This window comes from Shouchella miscanthi (assembly GCF_007725405.1).
In the GTDB taxonomy this organism is placed as follows: Bacteria; Bacillota; Bacilli; order Bacillales; family Bacillaceae_D; genus Shouchella; species Shouchella hunanensis.
On the sequence record NZ_CP042163.1, the window covers coordinates 1,089,158 to 1,107,184 of the forward strand.

18 protein-coding genes are annotated in these 18,027 nt (G+C 40.0%); 7 read left to right on the forward strand and 11 right to left on the reverse strand.

Translation table 11 applies throughout. The annotated features are described in order from the left end of the window. Positions 1–33: 33 nt before the first annotated feature. Positions 34–909 (forward strand): ABC transporter permease, encoded by an 876-nt coding sequence (locus FPV17_RS05270; protein WP_318251449.1) that lies wholly within the window; start codon positions 34–36, stop codon positions 907–909. Beyond that, complete coding sequence (locus FPV17_RS05275) at positions 906–2,135, forward strand: quaternary amine ABC transporter ATP-binding protein (protein ID WP_144558396.1); 1,230 nt, start codon at positions 906–908, stop codon at positions 2,133–2,135. Before FPV17_RS05270 ends, FPV17_RS05275 begins: the two co-directional genes overlap by 4 nt. A gap of 43 nt (positions 2,136–2,178) precedes the next feature. Here FPV17_RS05275 and FPV17_RS05280 read toward each other — a convergent pair whose 3' ends face one another. The 6 genes from FPV17_RS05280 to FPV17_RS05305 all read right to left on the reverse strand — a co-directional run bounded on the left by FPV17_RS05280 (position 2,179) and on the right by FPV17_RS05305 (position 7,555). Beyond that, entirely contained in the window at positions 2,179–2,607 is a 429-nt protein-coding gene (locus FPV17_RS05280) for a PaaI family thioesterase (RefSeq protein ID WP_060705615.1), read from the reverse strand. A gap of 383 nt (positions 2,608–2,990) precedes the next feature. Next, entirely contained in the window at positions 2,991–3,917 is a 927-nt protein-coding gene (locus FPV17_RS05285; RefSeq protein WP_060705616.1) for a S66 peptidase family protein, read from the reverse strand. Between the two features lie 87 nt (positions 3,918–4,004). Further along, positions 4,005–4,649: a hypothetical protein gene (locus tag FPV17_RS05290; protein WP_144558397.1), complete on the reverse strand. Its 645-nt coding sequence runs from the start codon at positions 4,647–4,649 to the stop codon at positions 4,005–4,007. Positions 4,650–4,665: 16 nt separating this feature from the next. After that, a complete protein-coding gene (locus tag FPV17_RS05295) occupies positions 4,666–5,277 on the reverse strand; it encodes a response regulator transcription factor (RefSeq protein ID WP_144558398.1) in 612 nt (203 codons plus the stop codon). Further along, positions 5,274–6,392: a sensor histidine kinase gene (locus tag FPV17_RS05300; protein ID WP_144558399.1), complete on the reverse strand. Its 1,119-nt coding sequence runs from the start codon at positions 6,390–6,392 to the stop codon at positions 5,274–5,276. The genes FPV17_RS05295 and FPV17_RS05300 overlap by 4 nt, the downstream gene beginning before the upstream one ends. A 197-nt stretch (positions 6,393–6,589) precedes the next feature. Next, on the reverse strand, positions 6,590–7,555 hold the full coding sequence (locus tag FPV17_RS05305; RefSeq protein WP_035394854.1) for an alpha/beta hydrolase: 966 nt from the start codon (positions 7,553–7,555) through the stop codon (positions 6,590–6,592). Positions 7,556–7,759: 204 nt separating this feature from the next. On the opposite strand from FPV17_RS05305, the gene FPV17_RS05310 reads away from it, so the two are divergent. Then, entirely contained in the window at positions 7,760–8,374 is a 615-nt protein-coding gene (locus FPV17_RS05310) for a GNAT family N-acetyltransferase (protein ID WP_144558400.1), read from the forward strand. 33 nt (positions 8,375–8,407) lie between these two features. On the opposite strand, the gene FPV17_RS05315 is transcribed toward FPV17_RS05310, so the two are convergent. From FPV17_RS05315 to FPV17_RS05335, 5 genes are all read right to left on the reverse strand, one after another. Beyond that, positions 8,408–8,794, reverse strand: coding sequence for a group-specific protein (locus FPV17_RS05315; protein ID WP_144558401.1), 387 nt, complete (start codon positions 8,792–8,794; stop codon positions 8,408–8,410). A gap of 85 nt (positions 8,795–8,879) precedes the next feature. Next, positions 8,880–10,031, reverse strand: coding sequence for a 2-methylaconitate cis-trans isomerase PrpF family protein (locus FPV17_RS05320; RefSeq protein WP_144558402.1), 1,152 nt, complete (start codon positions 10,029–10,031; stop codon positions 8,880–8,882). Positions 10,032–10,043: 12 nt separating this feature from the next. After that, positions 10,044–10,478, reverse strand: coding sequence for a tripartite tricarboxylate transporter TctB family protein (locus tag FPV17_RS05325; RefSeq protein ID WP_035394848.1), 435 nt, complete (start codon positions 10,476–10,478; stop codon positions 10,044–10,046). Then, positions 10,475–11,968 (reverse strand): tripartite tricarboxylate transporter permease, encoded by a 1,494-nt coding sequence (locus FPV17_RS05330; protein ID WP_060705622.1) that lies wholly within the window; start codon positions 11,966–11,968, stop codon positions 10,475–10,477. Before FPV17_RS05330 ends, FPV17_RS05325 begins: the two co-directional genes overlap by 4 nt. Positions 11,969–11,982: 14 nt before the next feature. Beyond that, positions 11,983–13,098, reverse strand: a complete 1,116-nt coding sequence (locus tag FPV17_RS05335) for a Bug family tripartite tricarboxylate transporter substrate binding protein (protein ID WP_144558403.1) — start codon at positions 13,096–13,098, stop codon at positions 11,983–11,985. Positions 13,099–13,240: 142 nt separating this feature from the next. Here FPV17_RS05335 and FPV17_RS05340 point away from each other — a divergent pair, with 142 nt between their 5' ends. The 4 genes from FPV17_RS05340 to FPV17_RS05355 all read left to right on the forward strand — a co-directional run bounded on the left by FPV17_RS05340 (position 13,241) and on the right by FPV17_RS05355 (position 18,021). After that, the gene (locus FPV17_RS05340) at positions 13,241–14,110 is read left to right on the forward strand and encodes a LysR family transcriptional regulator (RefSeq protein ID WP_144558404.1); all 870 of its coding nucleotides are present in this window, start codon (positions 13,241–13,243) and stop codon (positions 14,108–14,110) included. Positions 14,111–14,175: 65 nt separating this feature from the next. Continuing rightward, complete coding sequence (locus FPV17_RS05345) at positions 14,176–15,279, forward strand: isocitrate/isopropylmalate dehydrogenase family protein (RefSeq protein ID WP_144558405.1); 1,104 nt, start codon at positions 14,176–14,178, stop codon at positions 15,277–15,279. Next, positions 15,276–16,784, forward strand: a complete 1,509-nt coding sequence (gene tcuA, locus FPV17_RS05350; protein WP_144558406.1) for an FAD-dependent tricarballylate dehydrogenase TcuA — start codon at positions 15,276–15,278, stop codon at positions 16,782–16,784. The genes FPV17_RS05345 and tcuA overlap by 4 nt, the downstream gene beginning before the upstream one ends. Positions 16,785–17,130: 346 nt before the next feature. Continuing rightward, positions 17,131–18,021, forward strand: a complete 891-nt coding sequence (locus tag FPV17_RS05355) for a protein kinase domain-containing protein (RefSeq protein ID WP_144558407.1) — start codon at positions 17,131–17,133, stop codon at positions 18,019–18,021. Positions 18,022–18,027: the final 6 nt, after the last annotated feature.

The window sequence follows — 18,027 nt, forward strand, 5'->3', positions numbered from 1 at the left end:
ATTTTCCGAAACGAGGTGAATGGATACACCGACGTGTATCGTAAGACAATGAACAATTTTCCAGATATTCGTTTGAATCTAGGGGACTATATAGATGCATTTATTAGCTGGTTAACAGAAGCTGGTGCAGGTGTATTTGATTTTATTTATTTTATAAGCGTGAATACTATTAACGGTATTAATGATTTCCTCGACTTATTTCCATGGTGGTTATTCATATTCATTGTTATTGCGCTTGGCTGGTTTTTTCAGAAATGGAGTTCTGGTCTCATCTATGGTGCTTTTATTTTTATCATCGGAGCATTCGGGCTATGGTCTGAAATGATGACGACTTTAGCTATCATAATAGCCGCTGTCTTAATTTGCTTAATTATAGGAATTCCACTCGGTATTATAATGGCTTTTAGTAATCGTTTTTCAATCGTGATGCGTCCTATACTTGATGCCATGCAGACGATGCCAAGTTTTATTTATTTAATTCCAGCAATTTTCTTTTTCGGACTTGGAAATGTGTCCGCTATTTTCGCAACGATTATTTATGCAGTACCGCCAGTTGTGCGTTTAACTGAGTTGGCTATTAGAGGGGTTAGTCCTTCGATGGTTGAATCTGCTCAATCATTTGGCTCTTCAAAAGCTCAAACATTATGGAAGGTTCAGCTACCGCAAGCCGTTCCAACGATTATGGCTGGTGTAAATCAGACGACTATGATGGCACTAGCGATGGTCGTCATTGCCTCTATGGTTGGTGCAGGTGGATTAGGTGCGCAAGTACTAGTAGCGATCAATCGTGTTGATATTTCACTAGGTGCAGAAGCAGGACTTAGTATTGTGTTTCTTGCGATTATCATTGATCGAATGACAAATGGATTTGCAAATAAAATTCAAAGACATAGGAGAGTGACGTCATGACCATCCAAATTTCACTTAAGAATGTCTCGAAAATCTTTGGGCCAAAACCAAAATCTGTGATTCCTATGATTAAACAAGGAATGACAAAGGAAGAAATACTAGCAAAAACAAATCATACCGTTGGTGTTTATGATGCTTCTATGGATATAAAGAAAGGAGAGACCTTTGTCATTATGGGTCTTTCTGGGAGTGGGAAATCGACGCTCATTCGATGTTTCAACTTATTAAATAAACCTACTGATGGCGAAATTGTCTTAGATGGAGAAAACATTGTCGCTTACTCGAACAACCAATTAAAAAAAGTGCGACAAAACAAAATCGCAATGGTTTTTCAGCATTTTGGACTGTTTACACATCGAACAATCTTATCAAATGTCGAGTATGGATTAGAAATCAAACAAATGCCTAAAGCAAAAAGGCGCGAAATTGCCTTGAAAAATATCGAATTCGTAGGATTAAAGGGGTATGAAAATAAGTACCCAGATGAGCTATCAGGAGGCATGCAGCAACGGGTAGGTCTTGCCCGAGCATTAACAAATGATCCTGACATCTTATTGATGGATGAACCATTTAGTGCACTTGACCCACTCATTCGGAGAGAGATGCAAAGTGAACTTCTCGATATTCAAGAGCGTCTTCAAAAGACAATTATTTTTATAACCCATGATGTAAACGAAGCATTTAAAATTGGTGACCGAGTCGCCGTCATGAAAGATGGGAAAGTGGTTCAAATTGGCACCCCAGAAGAAATTATGGAAAGCCCTGCAAATGACTATATTTCCGAGTTCATAAAAGACATTGACCGTTCAAAAGTGTTTCAAGCCTCACATATTATGATGAAGCCAAACGCGATGGTTTCTGTAGAAGATGGTCTAAATGTGGCAGTAAAAGAAATGAAGCGGAATGGACTATCAAGCGTTTTTGTTGTTGACGATCGTCAGCGCTTAAAAGGTATTCTTACAATTGATCAAGCCATTAAAGGCATTAAAGAAAAGAAAGCTTTAAGTGACGTCATGTCAAAAGAGATTCAAAAAGTAACCAAAGATTGCTATGTGACAGATTTAATTCCCAAAGCATTAACCTCCGCTTTTCCATTGGCGGTTGTTACCGAAGAAGGACAATTAGAAGGGATTATCCTACGAGTGCATGTATTGTCAGGACTAATTTCTGAAGAAGTAGATGAAACAGAAGAGTACCATCCAAAAGAAGAATTAAGTCCGGTATAAGAGCTAAACAGCGTGTTGAAGGGGACACGCTGTTTTTAATTTGCTAGTTAACTTTTTTTTTCATTACAGATACGGTACAACGTGAAATACAGATGGTTTCTCCTTCTTCATTCGTTAGTTCAATATGCCAAACCATTGTGGAGCGCCCTTTGTGAAAAGGAGTGGCCGTGGCAATAAGTAAACCGTCAGTCATAGTACGAATGTGATTCGCATTTATTTCCATACCAAAGCAAACATGAGTATCCTGATCAATGTTAATAGCTGTAGCAATGGAGGCGGCTGTTTCGGCAAGAACAACAGAAGCACCACCGTGGAGAACCCCATAGGGCTGATGCACATTTGGTCCCACTGGCATTGTCATAACGACTTTATCAAGGGAAACCTCCTTATGTGTAATGCCAAGGTGCTCAATTAAGGTATTCTTCGCATGCTTGCTTAGCTGTAAAAGTTGATCGTCAGTAAAAGTAGTCATGTCTAGCCTCCATTCAATTAATAAAGCGTTTACATTTAAGTATACAAAACATTGCTCTATGAAGAAAGAGGTTAAACGATTTGGAATTACGCACCAATAAGTTTCAATTGATTCGATCAAGAGCGATTGTGAAAAAACCACAAGAATCTCGAAACATAACAGACTCGTGAATTCACTAAGGGAGTCGTTTTATAGGTAAGGCCTTAATCTTTTTTGTAGCAAGGTCATCACTGTGAAGGAATGCTGTTCTGTTCTTCATCTTACGGTAAAAAAAGAAAGGTGAACAGCCTTCATGATATGCTCTCTCCAACGTTATCACTTCAGTATCAGAGTGGCAGTTCATAGGGCCAATTCGCCTTTCGTTCCGTCACATACTTGTATGCCTAATTACCGGCTACAGTATTTTCTAAGATGGTAATCGTTCCGTTTGTTCCATCGACTCGTACATTCGCGCCGATAGGTAACGTTCCTTTATAATAATTATGTGCCGATTGAACATTCGTAACAAGAGGTTTGCCTAAAGGTACAATAAAGGCATCAATTAAATCTTGGTAACTTGTATTATAGGATACTGGACAATCCGTACATGTACCCATCAGAATAGCTACACAATCCTCAAATTTTCCTGCTGCTTCTAAGTGAGCTAAATAGCGATAAATCGTATTCGTTGCTTCGTGTGTATCTTCAAGGAAGATCACTTTTCCCCTCGTGTTTATTTCATAAGGTGTGCCTAACGAATCAACAAATGACGTTAGATTACCTCCAACTAGTTCACCTGTTCCAACTCCACCGACCTTCCCTTGTAAGGGTATTCCAGGCGGGTTAAGGAATCGGTAGGGGGCATTGCCGTTCATAGTCGCTGAAAAGAATTGATCAAAATTATATGAAGGGGTACTATCACGAAAATCAATCAGAAGTAACCCTTGAAACGTAATAAGGTCTACATACTGGTAGATGGCATTTAAAAGGATCGTTATATCACTGTAGCCAGAAATAATCTTAGGATTATCACGAATTTCTGTGAAATCAAGATAAGGGATAATACCTGCGACGCCTACACCTCCTCGCGTCGGCAAAATCCATTTTACGTCTGGGTTTAACACCATATTCATAAAGTCATTCGCTCTACTCTCAGCAGACCCAGCTAAAAACCCTGTTCGATTGAACACGCTCTCTCCTAAAAGGGTGTTAAAGCCAAGCTGCTCCAAATAATCAACCCGAGTACGAATGGTGTCAGCTGAAAGTGGGCTACCTAACGTTACAATTCCTACCGTATCACCTTGATTGAGTTGCGGCGGCGCAATGCTCATGTATTGTTTCCCCTCCTCGTATCGCTTCTATAATGAAGTATATGGATAGAGAGAAGAAATAGACAGACAAAATCAGGTTATGAAAGCCTATTTTGTCTTTTGCGGAAAAAGGGTGTATGACCATGAATAGATCATATCGGCGACAAAAACAATTCCCCATATCATGGAAATACTATAAATGGTTTCATTAGGGTAAGGTGTAGCATCAATAGGTGTATCACCGTTAAGCCAGGACCAATTTTGAAGATAAGAAAAGGCTTCGAGGATTGATTCTGTTCCTAATGAAAAGAAAATCATTTGTGCACTTAAGAAAACAACGATATGAATAAAAGCAGTATGTCGATAGTGCTTTGCTTTGTAGAATGGGTCTTTTTGTTTTTCAGCTTTGCGATTATCGTCAGCTGTCAATAGATTTACTCCACGCCACTGACCAATTTTTTTCTTCATCCAACGATCAAGTTTTCGAAAATCTTGATACCCAAAAGTAATGGCGTAAAGAACAAAGATGGTAATAATAATCTGTAGAGAGGAAATTTCTCCTGTTTCTCGATAAAGTAGCCAAGCCAGTATCGCTTCTAAAATAGTCATAAGAATAAATAAAAAAATAAAGGTGTTGCTAATCGTTTTACGGTTAAACCAATACCGTGTTAAACCGAATAACAGCAAACAGAGTAAAGAGAGAACCTCTAAAGTAATAAAAATAATTCCTCCATAGTTCAAAAATACATTCATTCCCAAATAATTCCTTTCATGTTGTTAACCAACCTTTCTCATTTGCTTTTTGCGCAGCTTCAAATCGATTCGTTGTTTGTAATTTTTGCATAGCAGTAGATAAATAATTTCGGACGGTACCAATAGACAGAAAGTGTTCTTTTGCCATCATTTCGGTCGTTTTTCCAATCAAAATGGACGATAGTAGTTGTTGTTCCCGCTCTGTTAGAGGATTGTGTTGGAGTTGAAACAACTGCTGGTGAAGCGCTTGTGAAATAACGGTATCGCCCCTATACACCCGACGTATGCCATCAACAAGGTCTTCAATCGCTTCATCTTTTAGCAAATAGCCATTTACACCAATCCGCATGGCAGATTCAATATAGCCTGCACGAGAAAAAGTGGTAAGTAACGCAATTTTACCGTTAAAACCGATGTCTTTCAGTTTAGCTGCTGTTTCAAGACCTGTTCCTTCTGGCATTTCAATGTCCATCAAGAGAACATCTACCTCTTGAATGATGGGAGATGCTAGTACCTCTTTTCCTGTCCTAGCTTGACCAATTACGTTCATATCGGTCTCTAAATGAATGAGAGAAGTTAACGCATCCCTCAGAATCGTTTGATCCTCAGCAATAAAAATTCGAATCATAGAGCGTTCCCTCCTTTATCAATTATAGGCAAGAATAGCGTGATCGTAACACCATTTCCTATGGTATGTTGATTCCATTCGCTTCTCCCATTAACGAACGCCATTCGTTCTTGAATAGATTGAATACCTGTGCCATCAAGATCTCGTTCTTGCGACATTCCAACGCCGTCGTCTTTTATTTCACACGTCAGGGTAGCATCTTTTAGTGAAAAATGGACATGAACGCGATCGGCTCGACTATGCTTGTAACAATTTAACAGAGCTTCTCGAATGCTAAGCGCTAGCATGGATTCCGTTACTTCTGATAACTGGGGAATGGAGTGCTGACCAGTAATGAAGTAGTTGATATAGGTTCCTTTGAAAAGGGATTTACCGTGCTGTAGTTCATCTTGAATGCGTATGTGCTTTAATTCTGAGACTACCTCCCGTACTTGTTTAGAAGCACCCTTTATTTCCTCAAGCACAGCTTTCATTTCAAGTTTTGCTCGTTTCGAGTCTTGATCCATTAGTCTTATGGCTAGCTCACTTTTAAATTTAATCACAGCCATGGTATGACCAAGCGTGTCATGGAGATCCCTTGCTATTCGGTTTCGTTCTTCTTCTTTTATTAGAGACTCGATTTCTTTATTTACAACAGCTAGATCCCTCTCCAAACTTTGTGTACGCTTAATCATTCGAATAACGTATGGTAATGCAAGCTGAAGAAAGAGAAAGGGGAAGAACATGGTTGTAAGAAAAGCAAAAGGATCCCCATAGGAAATGCTAGATACAGTTACATAACTCAATACCAATCCGATTTGGGTAAGCAAAACATAGGGTGTAATCTTTACATTCCCGCTGGCATCTGAAAAAACAAATAAGTAAATAAGCAAATTGGGGGTTGTTTGAATAGCTAAAAAGGTGAACAGCAAAATGCCTAGCAAACTACTTAGAACATGTAGCCACTTCTTGAAGTTCAATGTGATAACGTATAAGAAGAGGATGAGGATAAAGGCAAGTAGTCGAATGAAATAAGAAAGTTCAGACTCAGCTTGAAGCAAGATAAACAATAAAAAAGCAAAGACACTTAAGTCCAAAAAAAATAGTTTAAGCTGATTACGTGGATAAAAAAACAAAAGCAAGCCATCCTCTCTCGGTCATGATTAACTCCTTTTAGTATAGCTTGAATATAAGTGTAGAATGTAGCTTTTACCGATACTAGACATGGCTGTCATCAAAAATAAATGACAACTGTCATTTTGGTTGTTGAAATGAATGAATGTTATGAGAAAATAAAAACAAAAACCTTGTTGAACAAATAGGTCAACAAGGTTTACGAAAAGTATATGGGGTCAGAGATAAACGGTTCATGCTTGATGAAATGGCGATCTAAAAAGTTTAATACACGTTCCTCGTATTCATTTTCAAAATGAAAATAACTACGGATATGTCCGCCTTTTTCCGGTAGCCAAAGTTCGCTTCCTGAAGCACTCCGATGAATGGCTTCGGATTCCGAATACGGAATGGCTCCATCTTGCATTGAGTGAATAAGAAATAACCCTTTATCTTCTGGATACGACTGAGCGGCGTACAAAGGAGTTACGTCAGTTGGATTAAACCCAGGGACCATCACACCAATGGCACGGGTCGTTCCTGTTGCAAATGATTTTGGTAGGCCAGTCCAGTATTGAAAACTTTCAGCAGCATACTCACTTAAGTTGGCAAAGGGAGAGTCCGCAATTACCGCCTTCACTTGTTCAGACTCTGCTCCTGCCATAATCGAAGTGACAGCGCCCATAGACCAACCCATTAAGGCAATATCCTCGATTTCGTATGTTTCACTTACATAGTCAATGGCGCTTAATAAATCTGTCTTTTCATTACCGCCAAATGTTGTAGGTGCTTGCTCAGACATACCTGAATTTCGAAAATCGAACATAAACACGTGGTAGCCTTCTTTATTTAAACGACTGGCTAATTGCAGGGGACTAAACGGCATTTCAGTACGATTGTATCCATAACCGTGAGCAAAAATAACAGCTTTATCCGTATTAAAAAGGGAATTATGCTCAGATGGAATCCACCAACCACTTAATGAAATGTGGTCAAATTTATTCGAGAATTGAACTTCCTCATAGGCAAGGTCGTAATGACTAGGATTGCTTTCAAGGAGTCGAATTGCTGGATTCGTTGCTTTATAGCCAACGAACATAAGTGCCCCAGCCAATAGGACGAGTAAAGCCGCAAAGGTGGTGACAGCGTTCATTAGCCAACTTTTGAAATTGAGGCGTTTCTTCATCCTTTCCACTCCCTAGGTGTAGTTCGTTCTTTAGATGGTTTAGAGATAACCAGTTTACTAGTTTGGATTGTAGCATTATTATACGTGCTACGAAAGTTGATTACAAATGCTATCAAACAAATCAATTGTGAGAGAACCTGCTTTCTAGCGATAAGAGCGTGAAATTACAATTTAGTAACAAGAAGAAATGGAGTGAACGATCCGATGAATCTTCAAGAAAGTACGAAAAGACAAGTAAATGATAACGAAAAACCTAAGCACAACATACAGGAAAAGCCGGCTCAGCAGAACCGATCCAATCGAACAACTCAACAGGGGTTGAAATTAGAAAGACTTCGTCAAGATCACGAAACAACATTGTATCAGTTTGAACAAACCAATCGCACTTATTTTGAAACGATGGTACCGAGTAGGGGAGAAACCTTTTATCAGAAAGAAGCCTTTCGTAAAAGCTTAGAGGAACTGATAAAGGAAGAGGAAAGTGGGCAGGGCCTTTTCTATCTAATTTTCAATAAGGAAGGAGCACTTATTGGCCGTCTTAATCTAACGATAAATGGTGAAACGGCAGATGTAGGGTATCGAATAGGAGAAGCTTTCTCAGGTCGAGGTTATGCGAAAAAAGCCCTTGCGCTAGGAATGGAAGAAGCGCAGAGCCATCCTTATTTACAAAAAGTGACAGCAAAGACGACTTCAGCTCATGTAGCGTCTCAAAAAGTGCTAGTGAAAAACGGGTTTCATGAAATAGGACGTGACAACGAATCATTTATGTGGAAAGGAAAGGCACAACAGTTTGTTTACTATGAGCGATCAGTCATCTAGCTCAAGTCGTCTCAAAAAAAATGGATGGGCTCGTTACGTTGAACGAACCCATTCGTCAATGATGGTAGGAAGGTCACTTAGCTCACTATTACTATGAGTGACACCGTTAAGATAGTAGAACGTTGAAGGGTCAATCGTTGTTCTAGGGGGTGAATGAATGATAATCGGCTTATTCGTTGCAAGAGCAAGCCCTAATTCCACATGGCTTCCTTTTCCGGCAGGTAACAGTAGGATAAAAAAACGAGCACGTTCAACAGCTTGCTTTTCAAGCTCGCCGATCGTTTTTAACTCCTGAGCTTCTGAGGCACGCTGATGCTGAGTCCAATCGTATGTTTGTGTATAGCCAAGTTTCTGTAATGAAGTAGCTAGCGTGCGGACAGCTTCCACGTTTCGAAACGATGATGCAATGTAAAATGTCATCAAAACACCCTTTTTAAACTAATTTTAGCTGTCGTCGTAAAGGACGTCAATGTGGAAAGGTTTAATTCATCAGATCATTACAAACTCATGAAGACTGCCAATAAATAGAACGAGGCACATACGTATAGCCTTCCATTAACCTCCGAGACGTTCGTGCAACTGCAGCTTGCTTAATGATTGGCTCTTCATATTCTTGTTCTTCCACTTTTGCTGAAAAGCCCATCGTGCCAGAAGGATGACCAATCGTTATATTGGAGGATGATGTAGTATGATTCACATCTGCTACGACAGTCCCTTTCAACTGTGAGGCAATAGCTGTGCATAGACCACCGGTAACAGGAAAAGCATGATGCATTTTTTGCATAGACATGGCACGGCTAACAAATGAAATCCCTTCTTTTCGAACCATTTGATTGGTTGTGGTTTGATACGCACATGGTTCATGAACTAAGATCAGCTTGGGGCTTGCCGGTGTAACCGCTGTTGCTTGATCTCTCTTTTGGACAAATCCGAGCAATCTGGCACCCTCGCTTCGAATTTCTTCAAGCTGGTGAAGTTGCTCGACGGTTAATTGTGACGGTAGTTCAGTTCCCTTTAAACCAATGGATTGTGCATGTAAAAAAACAACAGCGGTCGTCACATCGAGTATACTTACTTCGACATCTCCATATGAAATAGAGAGCGTGTCTTTCCGATTGCCAGTTGGAAACAGCGAGCCTGTTACAGCTCCTGCTGCGTGCTCAAACTCAAGCAAAATCTGGGCTCCAGTACCAGGAACACCGTCAATGGAGAAATCCCCTGTAAAAACGGATCGTCCATTAAAGACAGGAACATGGGCTATGATAACTTTATTTGTATTCGTGTTATAGATGCGAACCTTCGTAATCGGTTCGACTGGAGGAACTAGCCCTTCATCGATGGCATAAGGACCAACCCCGCTCAAAATGTTTCCACAATTTGTCCCGTAATCAATTGTCTTTGTGCCAATCCCCACCTGTCCAAATGTATAAGCAATATCAGCATCCGCTCTTGTCGAGACGGATACCATTGCGAATTTGCTTGTTAAAGCATCTGCCCCACCTAATCCATCTATTTGACGTTCATCATTTCCATAGATAGAAAGAATGACTTGATCACGCACAACGGGATTGCTAGGTAGTTCATGTTCTAATATATAGACACCTTTACTTGTGCCTCCTCGTATGATGGCTGCACGGATACGTTCAAACTCTCTCACATCTATCACTCCTTAAAAACCTAGAATATTTGTTGGCCAATAAACGCCGAGCAAGCTGCTGGCAGTGGAAATGGCGACAAGCACACATACTACAGAGATGATCGTTTTCCACCAAACCATCGTTGTTTCGATGAGCAAAAAGCTAAGAATAAACAAACTGGTTGCGATAAACATACCAAAGACGTAAATAACGCCAATATAACCAACAATCCAGCCGATGTATCGTAACGGTTTAATAAAAGAAATCCGTTCATGCTCGGTGCGATTTTTATTGTAGTGAATGAGTAAAACGATAAGATAAATGATGGACAAAATGGTTCCAGCCACCGACACATAAAGTGGAAAGAATTGTGCTAGTCGAGAAAATCCTAAAGCGAGAATAGCGGCACTACCAAAAACGATGCAGAGAAATAGCGTAAAGATAATGTTCAAGATGTCTTTATTCATAGCGACATATTTCCCCCTTTTGACTCAACCGATTTACTAAACCGTTTCATTAACATTCCTCCGGTTAAGAGGAAAGCAATAACAATGCCAATGCCTATAACAATAGGGTTTGTAAGCCATTCCCAACCATAGCGCTCAATGGAAATCCAGTAGTATCTTTCAGCTGAAATCGCAAGTACGAACCCAATTAGTAATGGGGGCCTTGGCCAGTCTAAAATGGTCATCATATAGCCTAGAAGGCCAATAGCGATAAAGACGATAATATCGCCCCATGAGAAATTAGACTGATAAGCACCTAGAATAAGCAAGACAAGTAAAAACGGCACAATCTTTTCACTCGGAATAAAACTAATTTTGGATATAGGTCGTATTAAAGCCATGCAAAGTAACGCCCCGAAAATATTTGCGAATACAAGTGTCCATACAATGGATAAAGTGACAGGCAAGTCGGCACCAAGCATTCTTGGACCAGCTTCTAGCCCCATAAGAGTTAAGCCACCTAAAAGGATGGCGGTTGTCCCTGATCCAGGTATTCCAAATAATAGGGTAGGTACTAAGGAGCCTCCTTCTTTCGCATTGTTCGCACTTTCTGGCGCAATCACTCCTCTTATATCCCCTTGACCAAATGTATTGTTTTTAACGGTTTTTTGAGCAGCACCATAAGCAATCCAGTCGACAACACTACCTCCAAGACCAGGAACAAATCCAATTAATGTGCCAATAACGGCACTACGAAAAACTAAGAACTTATTTCGAAGAGAGTCCATAACGCCTTTCATAATCCCGCCTTTGATGGGTCGATTGCTCGTAATGCTTCCTTTACTTGAAAGCATTGTGATCATAATTGGAAAAGCGAAAATAGCAAGAGCAACCACAGGTAATGAGACACCGTTTGATAAATACAAAGAACCAAATGTATAGCGGTATTCGGCAACGGCAGGTGCGCTTCCAATGGAGCCTATCAAAAGGCCGAGTAAGCCAGAGATAATGCCTTTAATTGGTGACTTTCCGGCGAGTAATCCAGCCATACTTAGGCCAAGCATCGTTAACATAAATAATTCTGGAGAGCTAAAAGCCGATATTAATGGGCGGGCAAAAGGGATCATTAAATATAAAGAGATGCCACCTACAACTCCACCTACCATTGAGCAAAAGAAGGATGCTCCCATAGCTCTAGAAGCCTGCCCTTGTTTCGCTAAAGGGTAGCCATCCATAATCGTTGCCTGAGAACCTGACGTACCAGGGATACCAAGTAAGATAGAAGGAAATGTATCACCAGTGTGAACAACGGCGACCATACCGATTAACAAGGCCATACCAACAAAAGGATCTAATCCGAATACGAAGGGAAGGAGCAAAGACATTCCTACGGTTCCGCTTAATCCTGGGAGTAATCCGACAAAGATACCAATAAAAATGCCTAAGAACATAAAACCAATTCGTGATGGGTGCAAAACAATTAGTAACGCTTCCCAAGCAGCCTCTAGCATGAACAGCACTCCTTTTATAGACGATTAACATCGACGTCATAATTTTCTAACAAAAATTGTCGTACCCAATTAACTGTACTCTCGTTGACGTCTAGCATCGCGTTAATGCGATCTTGTAAATCGTCTCCAATAAACGGTTGATAGTTCTCTAATATTTCTTCTGATTGCGCTTGAAACTGTTCATCTTCTATTAATGAAATCATGGAGGAGTGAAGCTCTTTTTTATGAGCTTCTGGTGCATCATCATGAACCCAAACCGCCTTTTGTAAAGTAAATCCGGCACCGACAAATTGTTTATATGCTTCCCATGCTTCACCAGTAGGAACTTCATCATGTAATTCAATATACAGCTCTTCAATGGTAGGTAAATCAGGGAACTGAGGATCGCGGATAAGATCGCCATTTTCATCAATTTGACCAAGACTATAAAGGGGAACCGCTCTACCCTCTTCAACAAGCGGCACAACATTTCGGTTGTAGGCAGTTGTTGTCTGATAATCAATATTGCTTTCTCCTTGTTCAAAAGCTACACGTGAAGGACCTTTCCCTTCATAGCCAAGCACGGCTTTTACATCTAAATTTAGGACCTCGAAAGAAAGAAGGGTGATAAGATCTAAACCAGTTGGAGACATTCCTGCATAAAAAAGTTCTCCTGATGTCTCAACAAGTTCATGCACACCTTGAGAGGCTTTTTCTGGATTGGTGTAAACAACGCCACCTGATGGAGAGCCAATAATCGGCGTCATATTCGATAAATCGTATTGAACCGATCCTTGACCGAGAATATAAGGAATATGGGACGATCCACTCGTTGTTAAAATGTTTCTGCCATTTGGTTTACGAGTTTGTGCATATTCGTTCGTACCTGTAATGCTTCCTCCTCCAGGGATATTCTCAACTTGAACACGAGGAGAGCCACTAATATGTTCCGAGAAATAGGGGGTCATAAACCGAGCAAATACATCTGTTCCTCCTCCAGCTTGAAAGGGAACAACAAAGGAAATAACACGATCCTCGTATAAAGAGCCGGTTGTTGTTTGTTCACTTGCATCGTTTGCTTCAATGGTGTTGCACGCGGTAAAGAATATGCAGGATGAAAAAATAAAAAATGATAGGTGTTTTGTCTTCATAGCTGTAACCCCCTTGAATTGGTTCTTGAATCGAATTGTAAGCGATTGCAAAACATAAGTAAAATAGTTGTATTTTATAAAACACTATAAAATTTTTCTATGAACGGTATAATGAGGACAATTTAAAAGAGGAGTGAATGTGGTGGATCAAAAAGATTGGCATCTTATACATGAGCTTTATAAGAATAAAAATATTACAAAAACAGCTGAAAAATTATTTGTTTCACAGCCATCGATTAGCTATCGATTAAAACGCATTGAGCAAGATCTTGGGGTTTCGCTTTTCTTTAAAACAAAAAAGGGGATTGGATTTACATCAGAAGGCGATTATTTGGCACAGCAAGCACGTGAAATGATTCAATCGTATCAACAAATGAAAGATCAACTACTGAATATGCAAAATGAAGTGAGTGGTACGTTAAGAATCGGTGCCTCTAGTAATTATGCACAATATTTACTTCCACAAATGTTGAAAGCGTTTTCTGATCAATATGAAAATGTCCGTTTTCAAGTTCGGACAGGCTGGAGTACCCAGATCCTTGATCTGTTGCAAAATGATGTTGTTCATGTAGGTATTCTTCGTAATGATTTTTCTTGGCCTGGTATTAAGTTGCTCTTGAAAGAAGAACAGCTCGCGCTTATATCAAAAACGAAACTAAAAATAGAAAGTCTTCCGATGCAACCGTATTTAAGTTATCGAACGGATACTTCACTAACGGAGTCCATTAAATCTTGGTGGAATGACCGCTTTGAAGACCCACCCTATACAGAGATGGATCTAGATCGGTTTGAAACGTGCAAAGAGATGGTGAAACAAGGGTTAGGATACTCTATTGCTCCAATGATTTCTTTATCTGAAAAGGATCAACTGTACATTAAACCGTTACATTTTAAAAACAAGAAGCCTGTTATTCGCCGTACTTGGTTGCTTGCTAGTGAAGAGGCTTCAAGATTAGCGGTTGTGGAGCGCTTTATTCAATTTATACAGACGATGGAAATAGATCATAAATAAATTTTATTGGAAATGCAAAAAAAATGATATTTTATTTCATGACCTAACGCTAGTAAGCTAAAAGCATGAACGAAAAAGAAGGAGGTGCTGTCGTGCTTACGTTAGGTGTATTGCACGGTGATGGAATTGGCTATGAAATTGTTGAATCTGCAAAAGCGATTGCTTCCGCGGCTGCCTTGCATGCGGGAGTAGCTGTTCAATGGAAGACGCTACAAATGGGTGAAGAAGCGATTAAACAATTCGGAACAAGTATGCCGGATGAAACGATTGCGCACCTATCTGAATTAGAAGGCTGGTTAATGGGTCCACACGATTCACTTTCCTACCCAGCTGAATTAAAAGAACTTAGAAATCCAAGTGGAGAGCTAAGGCATCATTTTGATTTATATGCCAATATAAGACCAATTCAATCAAGTCCATTTGTACGTGGGATGATTGACGAAGCCGATCTTGTTATTTATAGGGAAAATACAGAGGGTTTTTACGTTGATCGAAATATGTTCCAAGGAGTAGGAGAAATGATGGTGACCCCAGATGTTGCTTTGACGACAGGGGTGTTTACTAGAAAAGCAATCGAACGAATTGCCCATGCGGCGTTTCAAAAAGCTCAGCGCCGACGTAAAAAGGTAACGATTGTGCATAAGGCAAATGTAATCAAATTAGGGAGCGGGTTCTTCCTGTCTCTTTGTCGGGAAGTTGGTAAGCAGTACCCTGACGTTAAAGTGGATGATTATCATATTGATGCGATGTGTGCGCACTTAGTTAGACGTATGCCTGACTTTGATGTAATTGTCACAGAAAATATGTTTGGGGATATACTCTCAGATTTAGCAGGTGAACTTGTTGGGAGTTTAGGCTTAGCAAGTTCAATTAATGCAAGCGCTTCAAAAGTGATGGCTCAAGCTGCACATGGTTCGGCACCTGATATTGCTGGGAAGGGCATTGCCAACCCTATTGGGATGATTGACTCTACTGCACTGTTGTTTGAATGGCTTGGTGAACAAAAGAAAGACCGTGATTTAACTTTACTGTCTTCCATAATGCGCGAGTCAGTAACAGCCACATTGAAAGAGGGAATAGCAACACCGGATCTTGGAGGTCAAGCGACGACAAACGAATTTACCGATCATGTAATAAACCTCATGACAGAAGGGAAGATATGTAAATGAATAGAATTCATCAGAAACAACAATGGCCAGTCGTAGTAGTTGGCGCAGGGAACGCAGCTTTATGCGCAGCGATTGCCGCAAAAGAAAGTGGTCAAGATGTACTCGTTCTTGAGCGCGCGCCGAAACAAAAACGAGGCGGAAACTCTTATTTTACTGATGGTGCAATTCGAACCGCATATGGGGATTGGCATTCCTTAAAAGAAGTATTGTCTGATGACGTAAAGGTAGAAGATCGATTAATTCAAATGCCAAACTACGGAACAGATGAATTTATGGACGATCTGCAACGTGTGACAGAAGGGCAAACCGATTCTCAATTAGCACAACAGCTTGTGACGCGCTCATTTGAGACGATTAAGTGGATGAAACGCAACGGCATCCAATTTGAATTAAACGAAAATCAATATTACATGAATGGTGAAAAAAAGCAGTTCTGGGGTGGGCTCCCGTTAAAGACAACGAATAAAGGTGTTGGTCTAATTTCGTCATTGCTAAAGAGAGTAGAAGAACTAGGCATCTCGATTGCCTATAACGCTCGACTGAAAGATCTAGATAAGTCATCATCATCCCAATTTACATTGACAGTCGGTACTGAGAAGGGAGAAGAGACAATTACTGCGAAAACCGTTATTTTAGCGTGCGGTGGCTTTGAAGCAAATGCAGCAAAGCGTATGGAAGAGTTGGGTGAAGAATGGGAACATGCCATTGTTCGTGGGACGGAATATAATACAGGTGATGGCTTAGAATTAGCTTTAAAACTAGGTGCCGTAAAATATGGTCAATGGGAAGGTTGTCATGCACATACGACGGATTATTTTGCACCGGAGACAGGGGATTTTTCTAAACCTGGTGATATTTACAAAAAATCATCCTATCCATTAGGTTTAATCGTTAATACCGCTGGTGAACGATTTGTTGACGAAGGAGCAGATTTTAGAAATTACACCTATGCCAAATATGGAAAAGAAACGCTGAAACAACCGGAGCAAAAAGCGTTTCAATTGTTTGATGGGAATGTTTTTGGAAATTTACGAAAAGAATATCGGCTCGAGGAAGCCTCGGTCTATAAAGCGGATACCATTGAGGAACTAGCTCATAAAATGGGTGTTGACGGAGATGTATTAATCAAAACGATCAATAACTATAATCAAGCTGTACAGCCTGGAGAATACAATCCGGCCATAAAAGATGGCAAAGGAACGAAGGGGATACACCCGGCAAAGAGTAATTGGGCACTTCCATTTAACCAAGCTCCGTTTTTAGCATTTCCAGTTACGTGTGGGATAACGTTTACATTTGGAGGTGTAAGAACAAGTCCAAATGGTCATATTCTTAATCAACATGGAGACGAAATTCCCGGATTATTTGCAGCAGGTGAAATGATTGGAGGACTTTTTTATCATAATTATCCGGGTGGTTCCGGCTTAATGTCTGGTGCGGTATTTGGTAAGCTTTCAGGTGAGCATGCAGGAAAGTATATAAGCGAGCAATCAGTCGAAATCTAGCTTTTACAGAGGCAATTAGCGTTTTATTAGGCTAGTTGCCTTTTTTGATTAACTTGCTATCAATTCATAATGTTGAGATACTAAAAGAGTATTACTTAGAAAGGGAAATACGACATAGAAAATTCTACTGTATAGAGATATTGAGTGGAAAAACAGAACTGAAAAAAATGGTTTAAACAGAAATTGTCCGAGTCATTTATCATACGAACCATGTTATCCAAGAGACATACTCCTTCTTTTCTAGTAGAAGAGACCGCTGAGAATCTATTACTAGAGTGAATGCGTGTATGCTGAGCGAATTGAGGAGACTATTAAAATTCAAAACACTTACATGGTCACATAGCCTATGGCGAACCATTATAAAAAACGAAACGAGTGGGGGAATAGTGTGTTCCAAGAATTAAATGGATATACGATACAGTTGAAAAAAGCGCATGATTTTAGTTGGTTACAAAGCTATGGAAAGGTCTTTGCTGTCTTTGATCAACAAGACTCTGGCAATATAAGCTTTGGTATCCAATCCGGGCAAAAACGATATTTTATCAAGTATGCAGGAGCAGAAACTATTAACGGTTCGAATACAACATCAGAAGCCATTCAACAGCTAAAAGAAGCGAAAAAGGTGTACGAAGACTTGCATCATCCTACTTTAATTACGTACATTGAAGCCATTGAACGACCGAGTGGCTATGCACTTGTTTTTAGTTGGACAGACGGAGAAAATTTACACCCACATTGGAAATTTCCTCCCCCAGAAAAATATACCCATCCTGATTCACCTTTTTATCGTTCCAAGCAATTGCCATTTGAAAAAAAGCGAAAAGCGTTTATACAAATTTTGTCCTTCCACCAAATGGTTGCAAACAAAGGCTATGTATCCATTGATTTTTATGATGGGAGTTTAATGTATAACTTTAAAACAAATACAATGACCATATGCGACATCGATTTTTATTCAAAGACTCCTTATGTTAATAAAAGGGGAACGATGTGGGGATCAACGCGCTTTATGTCTCCTGAAGAGTTTGAGAGAGGGGCTAAAATTGATCAACAGACGATGGTGTATACAATGGGTGCGATGGCATTCGCACTATTTGGAGGCGAGCAAGATCGCTCAAGAGAAAAATGGGATGCTTCAGAAACGCTCTATCAAGCATCTATAAAAGCCGTGCAAGCGAATAAACGTGAGCGCTTCTCGACAGTTAAAGACTTTCTTACATGCTGGGAAAAAGAATAAGAGTGG

Bases quoted from the DNA above. Each gene is read 5' to 3' on its own strand.
- FPV17_RS05275 (WP_144558396.1), top strand. From the start codon at position 906: ATGACCATCCAAATTTCACTTAAGAATGTCTCGAAAATCTTTGGGCCA.
- FPV17_RS05280 (WP_060705615.1), bottom strand. From the start codon at position 2,607: ATGACTACTTTTACTGACGATCAACTTTTACAGCTAAGCAAGCATGCG.
- FPV17_RS05285 (WP_060705616.1), bottom strand. From the start codon at position 3,917: ATGAGCATTGCGCCGCCGCAACTCAATCAAGGTGATACGGTAGGAATT.
- FPV17_RS05290 (WP_144558397.1), bottom strand. From the start codon at position 4,649: ATGAATGTATTTTTGAACTATGGAGGAATTATTTTTATTACTTTAGAG.
- FPV17_RS05295 (WP_144558398.1), bottom strand. From the start codon at position 5,277: ATGATTCGAATTTTTATTGCTGAGGATCAAACGATTCTGAGGGATGCG.
- FPV17_RS05305 (WP_035394854.1), bottom strand. From the start codon at position 7,555: ATGAAGAAACGCCTCAATTTCAAAAGTTGGCTAATGAACGCTGTCACC.
- FPV17_RS05310 (WP_144558400.1), top strand. From the start codon at position 7,760: ATGAATCTTCAAGAAAGTACGAAAAGACAAGTAAATGATAACGAAAAA.
- FPV17_RS05315 (WP_144558401.1), bottom strand. From the start codon at position 8,794: ATGACATTTTACATTGCATCATCGTTTCGAAACGTGGAAGCTGTCCGC.
- FPV17_RS05325 (WP_035394848.1), bottom strand. From the start codon at position 10,478: ATGAATAAAGACATCTTGAACATTATCTTTACGCTATTTCTCTGCATC.
- FPV17_RS05330 (WP_060705622.1), bottom strand. From the start codon at position 11,968: ATGCTAGAGGCTGCTTGGGAAGCGTTACTAATTGTTTTGCACCCATCA.
- FPV17_RS05335 (WP_144558403.1), bottom strand. From the start codon at position 13,098: ATGAAGACAAAACACCTATCATTTTTTATTTTTTCATCCTGCATATTC.
- FPV17_RS05345 (WP_144558405.1), top strand. From the start codon at position 14,176: ATGAACGAAAAAGAAGGAGGTGCTGTCGTGCTTACGTTAGGTGTATTG.
- tcuA (WP_144558406.1), top strand. From the start codon at position 15,276: ATGAATAGAATTCATCAGAAACAACAATGGCCAGTCGTAGTAGTTGGC.
- FPV17_RS05355 (WP_144558407.1), top strand. From the start codon at position 17,131: ATGGCGAACCATTATAAAAAACGAAACGAGTGGGGGAATAGTGTGTTC.